The following is a 14,922-nucleotide window of genomic DNA, read 5'->3' as shown; positions in this document are numbered from 1 at the left end:
GCCCGAGGGAGGAGGGGAGGGGCCGCCGCGTTCAGATGACCCCAGGGAGGAGGAAAGGGTCACCCGATCATGTGGGGCGTTTTGCCCCGGTGTAAAGGGGCGGCGATGCCAGGGAGGAGGAGGGCATCGCCGCTGATCGCACAAGCCCCAGGGAGGAGGAGGGGGCCTGACGAAAACCTATTTGCCGTAGGCGGCTTCGCGGGCGATCTCGGGGATCGAGATGCGGGCGATGCCCAGATCGGCCAGTTCACGGTCGGTAAGCGCGTTCAGTTCGGCCACCGTGCGCAGATAGACCTGACGGCTGTTGATAGCGGCCGCCATGCTATCCTTCAACGCCACCAGGCGGTCCATAAGGCCCCTGCGGGCGACGCGGGTCGTGTTGACGTAAGCCATGTCTCTAGCCTCTTGCAGTTCGTCGGCAACGTTCTGTCGCTCTGTTGCCGGTAACATGGGCCAGATGCTGCACCTGCACAATAGCGCCGGGCCGCAATGCCGCCATGCAGCATCCGCATGGCTCTGGTCACAGAAATGTCATTCCTTATTAAGCGCTTCGCCGGAATTTTGAGCAAATGGTAAACACCCCTTGCCTCTGTGCACAAAGATCACGACCTTACGCGGAAAGACTGTGCAGCGGAGGAAATGATGGCGGTCGATCGGGCGGCGGTGATGCAGGTTCTGTCCGGTGTTGCCCATCCAGGCGGAGGCGATCTGGTCGGCCGGGATCTGATTCGCGCGCTTTCGGTCGAGGGCGGCACCGTGCGCTTCGTGATCGAGGCGGCCACGCCCGATGAGGCGCGCGCCCTGGCCCCTGCGCAGGCCGAGGCCGAGGCGCGTCTGCGGGCGCTGCCGGGGGTCGAGGCGGTGCAGATCGTCATGACCGCCCATGGTCCGGCGCCCAAGGCCGCGCCGCCCAGCCTGAAGATCGGACAGCACCCGACGCCGCATCAGGGCGGGCCGCAGCGGATTTCCGGCATCGACCGGATCATTGCGATCGCCAGCGGCAAGGGGGGGGTTGGAAAATCCACGGTGGCTTCGAACCTGGCGGTGGCGCTGGCGCGGCGGGGGCGGCGGGTGGGGCTTCTCGACGCCGACATCTACGGGCCGAGCCAGCCGAAGATGATGGGTGTGAACCGGAGGCCCTCGAGCCCTGACGGCAAGACCATCGAACCCCTGGTTGCGCATGGCGTGACCATGATGTCGATCGGCCTGATGCTGAAGGAGGACGAGGCCGTGGTCTGGCGCGGCCCGATGCTGATGGGGGCGCTGCAGCAGCTTCTGGGGCAGGTGGCCTGGGGGAAGCTGGACGTGCTGATCATCGACCTGCCGCCGGGGACAGGCGACGTGCAACTGACCTTGTGCCAGCGCACGCATCTGACCGGGGCGATCGTGGTCTCCACGCCGCAGGACGTGGCACTTCTCGACGCGCGCAAGGCGCTGGACATGTTTGCCAAGCTGAAGACCCCGGTCCTGGGGCTGGTCGAGAACATGTCCACCTTCGTGTGCCCGAACTGCGGCCACGAAAGCCATATCTTCGGCCATGGCGGGGTCGCGGCCGAGGCGCGGAAGCTGGACCTGCCCTTCCTGGGCGAGCTGCCGCTCGCGCTGGACGTGCGGGTGGCCGGCGACAGCGGCACGCCGATTGCCGCGACCGACAGCCCCCTGGCGCAGCCCTATCTTGCGCTGGCCGACCGGCTGATCGCAGGTGGCATGGGCTGATCGCTCGCCTGGCGCGGAGCTGTGCGGGGCGCGATCCCATGCCTGGCCCTGCCCTGCAGGCTGGTGAAGCCGCTGGTTTCCATGTGGAGGCCTTCGCGGCCAGCGATATCGGTCGGATTTCCTTGATGGCCAGCCTTAGCAATTCGCATGCCCAGGTCGAGATCGACGGTGCCGTGCTGATGCTGGCCGACAACGACATGATGGCACCAGCCCCTCACGGAACCGGTTCGGTCCTGCGCGGGCATCTTTAGCCGGCCTTGCCGTATCGGCAGGTCGGGTGGGGCCGGGCAGTTGCGGCCGGCCGCAAGGTGTTAGCCCCCTTCCGGCGCGACTTCTGGGGCGATGCCCGCGGACCTCTGGCCGACCCGTTCGGGCTGGATGGGCGGTCTCGACACCCGATCCCGCGCTGTGATGGCGGCGCGCCCTTCCCGATGCGTGGGCATTTCGAATCGTTGTGCATGGGAAATCATGGGATGAGCTTGATTCGTTCTGGTTTCCCGGCATGATGTCAGCCACCATCGCCGCGAATTTCCGCGATTTGAACGGCGATTCAGGACTTGGCGCGGGATCTGGCGGAAATTCACGGGACTGTTATTGGGCGCGATGCGACCACAAAATATAGCGGGTTTACCTTGGCTTCCTTGCTATAAGTTGGACCGCCAATGGATGAGATGGACACCACATGCTGTTTTTCCTATGCGTCAGCCGCAAGATGTTGCCCATCGGCTCCCAACTTTTCCCTTGATTTCCCATCTTATCCCATGCACCTTGTTCTCACGGCGATGAGATGGGCAGTGAACAGCAGGGGCGGCTAAAGACCCCGAACAAGGCGTAAGGCAGCTTCATACAGGCAGCCCCTTTCATCGGACGACAGAGATCCGGCGCGCGAGCGAGCAGACATCTCCCCCAGGTGGCGCGCGTAGCTGGACGCCCAGCGATGGGACAGCGGCGGATCGGGTAGTGGCAGCAACCCGATCCGCCTTTTCCATTTCCGGGCCGTGAACAGGTTTGGTGAAGGCCGAAAGGCGATGGCAGAGGCGTTCAGAGGCGAATTCTACCAGAAGGTAGATGCCAAGGCCCGGGTCTCGATCCCGGCCGCCTTCCGCGCCATCCTGGCGGCAGATGACCCCGAGCGGGGCGAAAAGGGCGGCGTGCGCCTCTACATGGTCTATGGCGGCAAATCGCGGAATTTCGTCGAATGCTATTCCAAACGCGGCGCCGACCGGCTTGCCGAGGACATCGAGGCGATGGAGATGGGCTCGCCCGAACGCATTCGGGCCGAACGCGACCTGATCAGCCGGTCGGTCATGGTCGAGGTCGATGGCGAAGGGCGCATCGTCCTGCCGCAGAAGGTGCGCGAGAAGATGGGCTTTCACGGCGATGACTTGGCCGGCGGCGGCGAGGCCGCCTTTGCCGGTTTTACCAACCGCTTCCGTCTGTACCGCAAGGAAGTCTACGAGGCTGAACTGGCCGAGGAAGACGACGACGACATCGATCCGCTGACCCTTGTCGGGCGGCACAGGCGGACGGGGTAGCCAGATGCAGGGTCCGCTGCCAGGCCACCCGAGCGATACCCCGCACATTCCGGTCCTGATTGACGCGATCCTGCGGGAATGTGTGCCGATCCGGGGTGTCTGGCTGGACGGGACGCTGGGGGCGGGCGGATACACGCGCGCCCTGCTTCAGGCCGGTGCCGAGCGGGTGATCGGCATCGACCGTGACCCCCTGGCCCTCAGGATGGCCGCCGACTGGGCGGCGCCCTGGGGCGACAGGGTCCGCCTGGTCGAGGGCACGTTTTCCGACCTCGACACCCTTGCGGGCGAGCCGCTGGACGGTGTGGTGCTGGATCTTGGCGTAAGCTCGATGCAGCTCGACCTGCCGGAACGGGGATTTTCCTTTCTGCGGGACGGGCCGCTGGACATGCGGATGAGCCAGCAGGGCCAGAGCGCGGCCGATCTGGTGAATTCGGCTGACGAGGCCGTTCTGGCGGACATTCTGTTCCACTACGGCGAGGAACGCGCCGCCCGCCGGATCGCCCGTGCGATCGTGGCCGCGCGGGCGGTGGAACCGATCGTGACGACCGCCCGTCTGGCCGAGATCGTGGCGAAATGCCTGCCGCGCCCCAAGCCCGGGCAAAGCCACCCCGCGACGCGCAGCTTCCAGGCGATCCGCATTGCCGTGAACGCCGAATTTTCCCAGCTTGCCGAAGGACTTGCAGCGGCAGAACGGGCGTTGAAGTCCGGCGGTCTTCTAGCTGTCGTGACCTTCCACAGCCTTGAAGACCGGATCGTCAAGCGTTTCCTGCAACTGGCCAGCGGGCATGAGGCCAACGCCAACCGCTACGCCCCGGCCCGGTCCGCCGAGGCACCGCGGTTCGATCTGGTGACCCGCCGCGCCATTGCTCCCGACGAGGCCGAGATCGCCCGAAATCCCCGGGCGCGCTCGGCCAGACTGCGCATCGCGCGGCGCACCGCAGCGCCCGCGAAATCCATTCCTGCGGCCGATCTAGGCCTTACCGACCTGCGACCGAAAGGACGCCGCTGATGCGACCCGTGCTTTACGTTCTCAGCTTCCTTGCCCTGATCGCGCTGGGCTTCTGGGCCTACCGCGAGAATTATGCCACCCAGGCCGCACTGAAAGAGGTGCAGGCCCTGCAACGCGAAATCGCCGGCCTGCGCGAGGCGCTGGCGATCCAGCGGGCGGAATGGGCCTATCTTAACCGGCCCGACCGTCTGCGCGAACTGGCCACCGTGAACTTCGACCGGCTGGGGCTGCTGCCGATGGAGCCCACCCAGTTCGGCAGCGCCGCACAGGTCGCCTATCCGCGCGCCCGCCTGCCCGAGATCAGCTTCACCACCGACACCCAGGCCAGTGGGGAGGGTCTGTGATGCGCACACCGCTTCGCCCGCTTGCCCGCGTTCTTCAGGCCCGCGAGGACGGTCTGAACCCTGATCAGATCGAACGCGAGAATCTGCGCCTGCGCCATGAGGCAATGCGCGAAAAGTCGCGCGGACGTGCCGAATTCCGTCTGCTGATCCTTTGCCTCAGTTTCATCCTGGCCTTCGGCGCCATCGGTACCCGCATGGGGCTGATGGCAGCCGCCGTTCCGACAGAGCCGCGCGCCCGCGCCCCAGGGGCCGAGATTGTGGCTCAGCGTGCCGACATCACCGACCGCAACGGCAGGATCCTCGCGACGAACATGACCACGCACGCGCTTTATGCGCATCCGAAGGTCATGGTCGATCCCAAGGGCACGGCGAAAAAGCTGGCCGAGATCTTCCCCGATCTTGACCCTGCTGCCCTGGAGCGGCGTTTCACCGACGGGCGCAGCTTTGTCTGGATCAAGCGGGTTCTCAGCCCCGAACAGATGCAGCTGGTGCACGAAATCGGCGATCCCGGCCTTCTGTTCGGCCCGCGCGAGATGCGGCTTTACCCGAATGGAACCCTGGCTGCACATGTTCTGGGCGGAGCGTCTTTCGGGGCCGAAGGGGTTCATTCGGCCGAGGTCATCGGCACGGCGGGCATCGAGAAGGCAATGGACGCGCGGTTGCGCGATCCGGCGCGGGGGGGCGAGCCACTGATGCTGTCGATCGACCTTTCGCTTCAGGCCACGGTGGAAGAGGTGCTGGGTGCCGGCATGGCCATGCTGAACGCCAAGGGTGCGGCCGCGATCCTGATGGATGCGCGCACTGGCGAGGTTCTGGCGCTGGCCTCGCTGCCGAATTTCGATCCGAACAACCGGCCCAATCCGCTGGCGGACAGGAATGCCGAGCCCGGGGACAGCCCGCTGTTCAACCGCGCGGTGCAGGGTGTTTACGAGCTCGGCTCGACCTTCAAGATCTTTGCGGCGGCGCAGGCAATGGAACTGGGCCTTGTCACGCCCGAAACGATGGTCGATGCCAATGCGCCGATGGTGTGGGGCAAACACCGTATCAAGGAGTTCGAGAACAAGAACTACGGGCCCCTGCTGTCGGTGACCGATGTCATTGCGAAGTCGTCGAACGTCGGCACGTCGCATATCGCGCTCATGATCGGCCCCTTGCGCCAGCAGGCATTCCTGAAATCTCTGGGCTTTTTCGACCCGACGCCGCTGGAACTTGTCGAGGCCCCGGGTGCGCGCCCGCTGATCCCCAAGCGCTGGACCGAGATCGTGACCATCACCACGTCATACGGGCATGGCATGTCGGCCAGCCCGATGCATCTGGCCGCTGCCTATGCCGCCATTGCCAACGGTGGCGTGATGATCAAGCCGACACTCCTGAAGCGCGAGGGTCCGACGACCGGCGTGCGCGTGATGAGCGAGAAGACCGCGATGGAATCGGTCAAGATGCTTCGGCGGGTGGTTACTGAAGGCACGGCTTCACTTGGCGAGGTGCCGGGCTACGAGGTTGCCGGCAAGACCGGTACCGCCGACAAGGTGAAAAGGACCGGCGGTTACTACAAGGACAAGGTGATCAACACCTTTGCCGCCGTCTTTCCCGCCTCGAACCCGCAGTATGTGCTGGTCGTCACCCTTGATGAGCCTACGGATACCACTCTGTCGCAGCCCCGCCGCACGGCGGGCTGGACCGCCGTCCCGGTTGCTGCAGAAATCATCCGTCGCGTCGCCCCGCTGATGGGGCTTCGGCCCAAGCTTGAACCTGCCCCTGCGGATGCGCTAACAGCCGCCAGCAATTGACGGGGGATGGCATGGCGGCGCGCGCGATACGGCTTTCCGATCTCGGGCTGACGGCCCGGGCCGGTCGCGACCCGGCGCTGTCGGGACTCACAGCAGACAGCCGCGCGGTACGGGCGGGAATGCTGTTTGCCGCGCTTCCCGGCTCTGCGACGCACGGCGCACGCTTCATTCCGGCGGCACTGGATCAGGGGGCGGTGGCGATCCTGACCGATGCCGAGGGCGCAAGAATGGCGGCCCAGGCCCTGACCGAAAGCGATGCAGCGCTGATCGTGGCCGAAGATCCGCGCGCCGCTCTGGCCTGCGCGGCGGCGCTATGGTTCGGCCCCCAGCCCGAAACCATGGTTGCGGTGACCGGCACCAACGGCAAGACATCCGTGGCCACCTTCACCCGGCAGATCTGGTCGGCGTTGGGCCATGCGGCGATCAACATCGGCACCACGGGCATCGAAGGCGCGTGGGAAGCCCCCTCAAGTCACACGACCCCCGATGCGATCACCTTGCAGAAGCTTCTGGCGGCTGCGGCGCGGGACGGCGTCACCCACGCAGCGATGGAGGCATCCTCGCACGGGATCGACCAGCGCCGACTGGACGGGGTGCGGCTGAAGGCGGCGGGGTTCACCAACCTGACCCAGGATCACCTTGACTACCACGGCACGATGGAGGCCTATTTCGCGGCCAAGGCGCGGCTATTCACCCGGCTTCTGCCCGAGGACGGGGTCGCGGTCATCAACCTTGACGGCGCCATGGGGTCGGAGATGGCGGAACTTGCGCTCGGTCGGGGGCTGCACGTCCTGACCGTTGGCAAGGGCGATGGCGCCGATCTTCGCATCGCCGCCTCGCGCCCCGATGCCACCGGGCAGGAGGTGCGCTATCTCTGGCAGGGCCGTGCCTTCCAGACCCGGCTGAACCTGATCGGGGCCTTCCAGGCCGAGAACGTGGCCGTGGCGGCGGGGCTGGCCATCGCATCGGGGGACGCAGCCGAGGACGTGTTGGCCGCGCTGCCCCGGCTGACAGGGGTCAGGGGCCGGATGCAGCTGGCCGCGACCCGCCGGAACGGGGCGGCGGTCTATGTGGACTATGCCCATACGCCGGACGCGATCGAGACGGCGCTGCGCGCGCTGCGCCCGCATGTGATGGGGCGCATCGTCATCGTCTTCGGCGCGGGCGGCGACCGCGACCGGAGCAAGCGCCCGCTGATGGGCGAGGCGGCGCGCAAGTATGCCGATGTCCTTTACGTCACCGATGACAACCCCCGCACCGAGGATCCCGCATCGATCCGCCGCGCGATCCTGGCGGCCTGCCCCGAGGCGCACGAGGTCGGCGACCGAGCCGAGGCGATCCTGCGGGCGGTTGATGCGCTGCAACCGGGCGATGCGCTGCTGATCGCCGGTAAGGGCCACGAGACCGGGCAGATCGTCGGTAACGACATCTATCCTTTCGACGATGTCGAACAGGCCAGCGTCGCGGTTGCGGCCCTGGATGGCGTGATATGAGCCGTCCCCGGATCAGCGCGCCTACCTTCCCTCCCGCGTGGAGGGGATGGGGGTTGGGGTCCGTGGCGGAGCGCCCTTGCGATGCGGCGACCTCCCCCGCCCTCTCCCTCCCCCACGCGGGTGGAGGAAAACGTCCGGCCGGGCAAGTTGCAGGAGTGGACGGATGATGCTTTGGACCTCTGCCGATGCTGTGCGGGCGACCGGCGGGCGGACGACCCGAGACTGGCAGGCCTCGGGCGTGTCGATCGACACCCGCACACTGCAACCCGGCGATCTGTTCGTCGCGCTGAAGGACGTGCGTGACGGGCATGACTTTGTGGCCCAGGCACTGGAAAAGGGGGCCGCAGCCGCGCTGGTCAGCCGGATCCCTGACGGGGTGGCCGCGACGGCGCCGCTGCTGGTTGTTCCCGATGTCATGGCGGCGCTGCGCGCGCTGGGGGCCTTTGCCCGGGCGCGGACGACCGCCCGCGTGGTTGGCATCACCGGATCGGTCGGCAAGACCTCGACCAAGGAGATGCTGCGCGCCATCCTTGCGGGGCAGGGACGCACACATGCGGCGGAGGCCAGCTACAACAATCATTGGGGTGTGCCGCTGACGCTGGCGCGGATGCCGGCCGACGCCGAGTATGCGGTGATCGAAATCGGCATGAACCACCCCGGCGAGATCGCGCCGCTCGCCAGACTGGCCCGGCTGGACGTGGCCATGGTGACGACCGTCGCCCCCGCGCATCTGGAAGCCTTCGGCAGCGTCGAGGGCATCGCGCACGAGAAGGCCTCGATCTTCGAAGGGCTTGTTCCGGGGGGTACCGCGGTGTTCAACGCCGACATCGACTGGACCCCGCTTTTGCGCGCAAAGGCCGTGTCGGTCGGCGCGCGGCCGGTCGGCTTCGGCAAGGCCGAGGCGGCCGACTGGCGCCTGATCGAAGCGCGGATCGTGGACGAGGCCACCGTCTGTCGCGCCAGCCGCGGGGGGATGACCTTTCTGTTCAAGGTCGCCTCGCCCGGTCGCCATTTTGCGCTGAACGCACTTGGCGCGCTTGCGGTGGCCGAGGCGCTGGGCGCCGATCCGATGATTGCCGCGCATGATCTTGGCCGCTGGTCCCCGCCTGCCGGCCGCGGCCAGCGCGAACGGATCGTTCTGGACATCGTGGAAGAGACCTTCTTCGACCTGATAGACGATGCCTTCAACGCAAATCCGGCATCCATGGCCGCAGCGCTGGACGTGCTGATCGCTGCCAAGCCCACCGACGGAATCGGACGGGTCGGCGATGGCCGCCGAATCGCGATTCTTGGCGACATGCTGGAACTCGGCCCAACCGAGGCGGAACTGCATGCCGCGATCGCCCGCCATCCGGGTCTGTCAGCGGTGCACGTCATCCACTGCGTCGGACCGCGCATGCGCGCCCTTTACGATGCCCTGCCTCGCCCGCAGCGCGGCGAATGGGCTGAAAGTGCCTCTGATCTTGCCGCGCGGGCCCGCAGCCTGGTGGACGCAGGCGACATCCTGCTGGTCAAGGGCTCGAAGGGATCGAAGGTCAGCCTGGTTGTTGACGCCCTGCGCAAACTGGGGCAGGCCGCCGCCCCGAATGAAGGGACCTGAGTGAATGTTCTTCTGGCTGACCGAGTTTTCCGACGGTGGGGATGTCTTCAACCTGTTCCGTTACATCACCTTCCGCGCCGGTGGGGCCTTCGTCACGGCGCTGGTCTTCGGCTTTCTGTTCGGACGGCCGCTGATCGACCTCTTGCGGCGCAAGCAGGGCAAGGGTCAGCCGATCCGTGATGACGGGCCGCAGTCGCATCTTTCGAAGGCGGGTACGCCGACGATGGGGGGGCTGCTGATCCTGTCGGCACTTCTGTTCTCGACTCTTCTCTGGGCACGGCTTGACAACCAGTATGTCTGGATCGTGCTGCTGGTGACGCTGGCGTTCGGGCTGATCGGCTTTGCCGACGACTATGCCAAGGTGACCAAGCAAAACACCAAGGGCGTATCCGGCCGTTTGCGCATGGGGCTGGGCCTGGTCATCGCGGCGCTGGCGGCCTATTCGGCCTCGATGTTCCATCCGGCTGACCTGACCAACCAGCTGGCCTTTCCCTTCTTCAAGAACCTGCTGCTGGATCTTGGCATTTTCTTCGTGCCCTTCGGCATGATCGTGATCGTGGGTGCGGCCAATGCGGTGAACCTGACTGACGGGCTGGACGGCCTTGCGATCATGCCGGTGATGATCGCGGCCGGAACCCTGGGGGTCATCGCCTACGTCGTCGGCAATGCCAACTTCACCACCTATCTGGACGTGCATTTCGTTCCGGGAACGGGCGAACTCTTGGTATTCTGTGCCGCGCTGTGCGGTGCGGGGCTGGGCTTCCTGTGGTACAACGCACCGCCGGCGGCGGTGTTCATGGGCGACACCGGAAGCCTGGCACTTGGGGGCGCACTGGGCGCCATTGCCGTCTGCACCAAGCACGAGATCGTGCTGGCCATCGTCGGCGGCCTGTTCGTCGTCGAGGCGCTGAGCGTGATCATCCAGGTGCTCTACTACAAGCGCACAAAGAAGCGAATCTTCCTGATGGCGCCGATCCACCATCATTTCGAGAAGAAGGGCTGGGCGGAGCCGCAGATCGTGATCCGGTTCTGGATCATCAGCCTGATCCTGGCGATGATCGGACTGGCCACGCTGAAGGTGCGCTAGGGGCCTGCCACCATGGCCGGCCCGGCCGAGCTGTCTTGCCAGGTGCGGGGAATGATGTTTCCTGCGCCGCTTCGCCTTGCCGCACGTCTTTCGGCATTGCTGCCCCCGGTCGTGACCGCCTTCGACCATCACAAGGCTGCGTCCAGTGTCGCCGGGGCATGGCCTGGATTGCGCCCTGTGGCACCCCCCAGGGGCGCGCTGGGCCTTTTCCTTTTGATCCCGGTCCCCTATCCGTTGGTGCGTCAAGCAGGGGGTGACGATGATCCCGGTCAAGGGTTACAAGGGCGCGAAGGTTGCGGTTCTGGGTCTTGGCCGGTCGGGCCTGGCCACGGCAGCGGCGCTGCGGGCCGGAGGTGCCGAGCCGCTTTTGTGGGACGACAGCCCAGAAGCACGGGCAAAGGCCGAGGCCGAAGGCTTCGTGCTGACCGACCTGACCCGTAATGCCGCGCTTGACGGCGTGGCCTGTCTGGTGGCCTCGCCCGGCATTCCGCATCTCTATCCCGCGCCAAACCCGATCATTGCCCGCGCGCTGGACATGGGCGTGCCCGTCGATAACGACATCGGCCTGTTCTTCCAGAGTGCGGCAGGGGCTGACTGGGGCGCGATGGAGACCCCGCCCAAGGTGGTGGCGATCACAGGATCGAATGGCAAGTCCACCACGACTGCGCTGATCCATCACATCCTTCTGTCGGCAGGACGGCCCAGCCAGATGGCCGGAAATATCGGGACGGGCGTGCTGTCCATCGACCCGCCGCAGGATGGCGAGGTGATCGTGCTGGAACTCTCCTCCTACCAGACGGAACTGGCCCGGGCGCTGACCCCGGACGTTGCGGTTTTCACGAATCTCTCACCCGACCATCTGGACCGCCACGGCGGCATGGGCGGCTATTTCGCCGCCAAGGCAAGGCTTTTCACACTGGGCGGTCCGGATCGGGCGGTGATCGGCGTGGACGAGACGGAGGGCCGCTTCCTGGCCGACGCGCTGGGGCAGGGGATGCAGGACGACAGGGTGATCCGGGTGTCCTCGGGCCAGAAGCTGGAAGCCTTCGGATGGTCGGTCTTTGCCCGCAAGGGGTTCCTTGCGGAATGGCGCAAGGGGCGGCAGGTGGCGGCGATCGACCTGCGCGAGGTGAAGGGCCTGCCCGGCGCGCACAACCATCAGAATGCCTGCGCGGCCTATGCGGCCTGCCGGGCGCTTGGGCTGGCGCCGAGGCAGATCGAAGCGGCCCTGCACACCTTCCCCGGTCTGCCGCACCGCAGCCAGCTTGTGGGCGAACGCGGCGGGGTGCGGTTCGTCAACGATTCGAAGGCGACCAATGTCGATAGCGCAGCCAAGGCCTTGCAGGCATTCCCGAAGATCCGCTGGATCGCCGGCGGGCTGGGGAAGGAGGGCGGCATCGCGGCACTGAGGCCTCTGATGGGGTCGGTGGTGAAGGCCTATCTGATCGGCCATTCCGCCCGCGATTTCGCCCTGCAGATCGGCGACACGCCTCACGAGATCTGCGAAACGATGGAACGCGCCGTGGCACGGGCGGCCGAGGAGGCGCAGTCGGGCGAGGTGGTGCTTCTTGCTCCGGCGGCGGCCAGCTTTGACCAGTATCCGAACTTTGAAAAGCGCGGCGAGGATTTCACCGCGCGGGTCAGGGCGCTGATCGGCGGTCAGTAAGCGATTTCTTTTGAGAAATCGCACCCGAGCCGTCGAAGGATCTGGACCCGAGTTTTCGAAAACTCCGGTCGCGCAAACCGTGGTTTCAGACGATTAGCAGCCGCCCACCTTCGGCTGCCGAAGCCTCGGCCCTGTCCAGCAGCCGCTGCAGGGCGGCGCCGCGGGCAAAGTCGGGTTCAGCCGGGCCTTCTGCGCGGATCGCGGCGATGAAACGCTGGTAGATCGTGGGGACAGGGGGGCAAGCCACCGCGTGCCAGGTGCCGGTCTGCACGTTGTCCCCTAGGCAGGCGCGCAGCGCGCTTTCGCCCTTCTCGAACCGCACCTCCAGCCCGCCGGTCTGGCCGTAAAGCCGCAGGCGCAGGTCGTTCAGGTGGCCGGTGGCAAAGCGGGTCGCGGCCACCGTTCCAAGCGCCCCGTTGGCAAGGCGCAGCTGCATCGTGGCGCTGTCGTTGGCGTCCAGCACATAGTCGCCGATCCGGCCCCCCGGCGCCTTGTCGAAGGTTTGCAGCAGGCAGGACACTTCGGCCGGCTCGATCCCGGCGATGAAGGTGGCGAAGTCGAGGATGTGGATGCCCACGTCGCCAAGAACCCCCTTCGAACCGTGCGCCGTTGACAGCCGCCAAAGCCATTGCGGTTCGCTGTCCCAGTGGCCCCAGGCGGGCTGGGTCAGCCAGCTTTGCAGGTAGCTGGCCTCGAAATGCCGGATCTCGCCGATGGCGCCCTCGCGCACCATCTGCGCGGCCTTCTGCAGGGCGGGGACATTGCGGTAGCTGAGGTTGACCATGTTCACAACGCCGGCCCGGGCGGCGGCTGCGGCCATTTCCTCGGCATCCCGGGCGTTCGTCGCAAGCGGCTTTTCGCACAGCACATGCTTGCCCGCCGCAAGGAAGGGCATGGTCGTGGCGTGGTGCGCGGCGTCGGGGGTGACGTTGGTCACCGCGTCGAACCCGCCCCAGGCCAGCGCCTCGTCGATCGAGGTGAAGCCAAGCGGGATGCCGTGCGCCGCCTGGAAGGCCGCAAGCTGTTCCGGCCGGGTGTCGATGCCCGCCACCAGTTGGACGCCGGGAATGGCGGTGAAGCCCTCGGCATGGTTCTTCGCCATTCCGCCGGTACCGAGGATCAGAAGTCTGACGGGCTGCATCAGCGATAGCCCTCTTCGCCGTCGTGGTGGAGCCGCGGCCCGCGTTCGACGATGGGCTCCAGCGCATTGGCCACGGCGCGGTTCGGCGCTTCGGTCGGCATTGCGATCCGGCCTTCCGGGTTGTGCGCCCAGCGGACGGCATTGGCGATGATCTTCTGCACAAGGGGCTGGTGGTATGTCGGGTAGGTTTCGTGCCCTGGCCGGAAATAGAAGATGTTTCCCGCTCCGCGCCGGTAAGTCAGGCCCGAGCGGAACACCTCGCCGCCCTGGAACCAGCTGATGAACACTGTTTCCAGCGGTTCCGGCACGCCGAAGGGTTCGCCATACATTTCTTCGTATTCGATCTCGAAGTGATCGGGGATGCCGCGGGCAATCGGGTGCTGGCGGCTGGTGACCCAGATCCGCTCCCGTTCGCCGGCCTCGCGCCACGACAGGTTGCAGGGCGCGCCCATCAGCCGCTTGAAGGGTTTGGCGAAATGGGCGGAATGCAGGAAGATTGCGCCCATGCCGGACCAGACGGCCTCGCACACCCGTTCCACCACCGCATCGGCAACATCGCCATGCGCGGCATGGCCCCACCAGATAAGCACATCCGTTTCGGCCAGCCTTTCGGCGGTCATGCCGTGCTCGGGGTCTTGCAGCGTGACGGTGCTGGCCGAGATGCCGTCTTCCCGGTTCAGGAACCCGGCAATCGTGCCGTGCATGGTCGCAGGATAGATCTGCGCCACCACCTTGTTCTTGTGTTCATGGACGTTCTCGCCCCATACGGTGACGCGGATGGTCATCATTATCTCCTTCAGGCGCAATCCTTGCGGGTCTCGGCGGATGGGTAAGCCTGCTTTATCGAAGCGGTGCAAGTGCTCAGGCTTCCGCACAAGCGAAACCCGCGTGCTGCCCGGGATGTTCGTCTTGTCCGATCGGCGCACGATCACGGAATCGTCGCTGCCGATCTCCACGAAGAGGAAGAGGTCCGGGCCAAGATCCTCGACATGCAGGACCTCGCCCGACCAGGGGCCGTTGTCCACTACCTCGATATGTTCGGACCAGACCCCGAGGGTGGTGCAGCCTTCGGCCTCTGCGAATTTCCCGGTCAGGAAGTTCATCTTCGGGCTGCCGATGAAGCCTGTGACCTGCCCCCCGGAAGTTCCCTCGCTGTGATGTAGAGTCTGCCCAACCTGAGCAGGAGCAGACGATATGAGGAAAAGCCGTTTCACCGAGGCGCAGATTATCGGGATGATNTGCCGACCTCCGAGCTGTGCCGGAAACACGGGTTGAGCCCCGCGACGTTCTACAAGCTCAAGGGCAAGTATAGCGGGATGGACCTGTCCGATGCCAAGCGGGTGAAGCAGCTCAAGGACGAGAACGCGAAGCTGAAGCGCCTTCTGGCGGATGCCATGCTGGACAACGTGGTTCTGAAGGATCTGTTGGGATCGAAGCCATTGGACGCCACTGGTCCGAGGACCATGGCTGAGGCCTGACGACGCCGATGGCGCGGCGGGATGCGGTGTTGCGGGCAATGAAGGATCACCCGATCTCTCAGC

The 14,922-nt window shown here is 66.0% G+C and carries 13 protein-coding genes and 1 pseudogene; 11 read left to right on the top strand and 3 right to left on the bottom strand.

Going from position 1 to position 14,922, the window contains the following annotated elements; all coding sequences use genetic code 11:
* Positions 1-177: 177 nt before the first annotated feature.
* Positions 178-393, bottom strand: coding sequence for a DUF1127 domain-containing protein (locus tag EZM81_RS04725; RefSeq protein ID WP_135451044.1), 216 nt, complete (start codon positions 391-393; stop codon positions 178-180).
* A gap of 249 nt (positions 394-642) precedes the next feature.
* Here EZM81_RS04725 and EZM81_RS04720 point away from each other — a divergent pair, with 249 nt between their 5' ends.
* From EZM81_RS04720 to murD, 10 genes are all read left to right on the top strand, one after another.
* Complete coding sequence (locus tag EZM81_RS04720; protein WP_136644976.1) at positions 643-1,716, top strand: Mrp/NBP35 family ATP-binding protein; 1,074 nt, start codon at positions 643-645, stop codon at positions 1,714-1,716.
* 125 nt (positions 1,717-1,841) lie between these two features.
* Positions 1,842-1,967, top strand: a complete 126-nt coding sequence (locus tag EZM81_RS18650; RefSeq protein WP_256371607.1) for a hypothetical protein — start codon at positions 1,842-1,844, stop codon at positions 1,965-1,967.
* Positions 1,968-2,744: 777 nt separating this feature from the next.
* Entirely contained in the window at positions 2,745-3,251 is a 507-nt protein-coding gene (locus EZM81_RS04715; protein WP_135451045.1) for a division/cell wall cluster transcriptional repressor MraZ, read from the top strand.
* Between the two features lie 4 nt (positions 3,252-3,255).
* Positions 3,256-4,260 (top strand): 16S rRNA (cytosine(1402)-N(4))-methyltransferase RsmH, encoded by a 1,005-nt coding sequence (rsmH, locus tag EZM81_RS04710; protein WP_136644975.1) that lies wholly within the window; start codon positions 3,256-3,258, stop codon positions 4,258-4,260.
* The gene (locus EZM81_RS04705; RefSeq protein ID WP_135451047.1) at positions 4,260-4,604 is read left to right on the top strand and encodes a cell division protein FtsL; all 345 of its coding nucleotides are present in this window, start codon (positions 4,260-4,262) and stop codon (positions 4,602-4,604) included. Before rsmH ends, EZM81_RS04705 begins: the two co-directional genes overlap by 1 nt.
* Complete coding sequence (locus tag EZM81_RS04700) at positions 4,601-6,394, top strand: penicillin-binding protein 2 (protein WP_135451048.1); 1,794 nt, start codon at positions 4,601-4,603, stop codon at positions 6,392-6,394. The genes EZM81_RS04705 and EZM81_RS04700 overlap by 4 nt, the downstream gene beginning before the upstream one ends.
* A gap of 11 nt (positions 6,395-6,405) precedes the next feature.
* Positions 6,406-7,887, top strand: coding sequence for a UDP-N-acetylmuramoyl-L-alanyl-D-glutamate--2,6-diaminopimelate ligase (locus EZM81_RS04695; RefSeq protein ID WP_136644974.1), 1,482 nt, complete (start codon positions 6,406-6,408; stop codon positions 7,885-7,887).
* Positions 7,888-8,050: 163 nt separating this feature from the next.
* Complete coding sequence (gene murF / locus EZM81_RS04690) at positions 8,051-9,487, top strand: UDP-N-acetylmuramoyl-tripeptide--D-alanyl-D-alanine ligase (protein WP_136644973.1); 1,437 nt, start codon at positions 8,051-8,053, stop codon at positions 9,485-9,487.
* Positions 9,488-9,491: 4 nt separating this feature from the next.
* Positions 9,492-10,574, top strand: a complete 1,083-nt coding sequence (mraY, locus tag EZM81_RS04685; RefSeq protein ID WP_135451051.1) for a phospho-N-acetylmuramoyl-pentapeptide-transferase — start codon at positions 9,492-9,494, stop codon at positions 10,572-10,574.
* 259 nt (positions 10,575-10,833) lie between these two features.
* Complete coding sequence (murD, locus tag EZM81_RS04680) at positions 10,834-12,240, top strand: UDP-N-acetylmuramoyl-L-alanine--D-glutamate ligase (RefSeq protein WP_136644972.1); 1,407 nt, start codon at positions 10,834-10,836, stop codon at positions 12,238-12,240.
* 85 nt (positions 12,241-12,325) lie between these two features.
* On the opposite strand, the gene EZM81_RS04675 is transcribed toward murD, so the two are convergent.
* Both EZM81_RS04675 and EZM81_RS04670 read right to left on the bottom strand, forming a co-directional pair.
* Positions 12,326-13,381, bottom strand: a complete 1,056-nt coding sequence (locus tag EZM81_RS04675; RefSeq protein WP_136644971.1) for a Gfo/Idh/MocA family protein — start codon at positions 13,379-13,381, stop codon at positions 12,326-12,328.
* Positions 13,381-14,484, bottom strand: a complete 1,104-nt coding sequence (locus EZM81_RS04670; protein ID WP_136644970.1) for a ThuA domain-containing protein — start codon at positions 14,482-14,484, stop codon at positions 13,381-13,383. The genes EZM81_RS04675 and EZM81_RS04670 overlap by 1 nt, the downstream gene beginning before the upstream one ends.
* A gap of 91 nt (positions 14,485-14,575) precedes the next feature.
* Here EZM81_RS04670 and EZM81_RS04665 point away from each other — a divergent pair.
* Positions 14,576-14,922, top strand: a pseudogene (locus EZM81_RS04665) (transposase); the annotation flags it as partial.

Source organism: Tabrizicola sp. YIM 78059 (assembly GCF_004959785.1).
Lineage (GTDB): Bacteria > Pseudomonadota > Alphaproteobacteria > Rhodobacterales > Rhodobacteraceae > Tabrizicola > Tabrizicola caldifontis.
The sequence above is the reverse complement of the archived record's forward strand: the minus strand, read 5'-3'. Positions and strand labels throughout refer to the sequence as shown.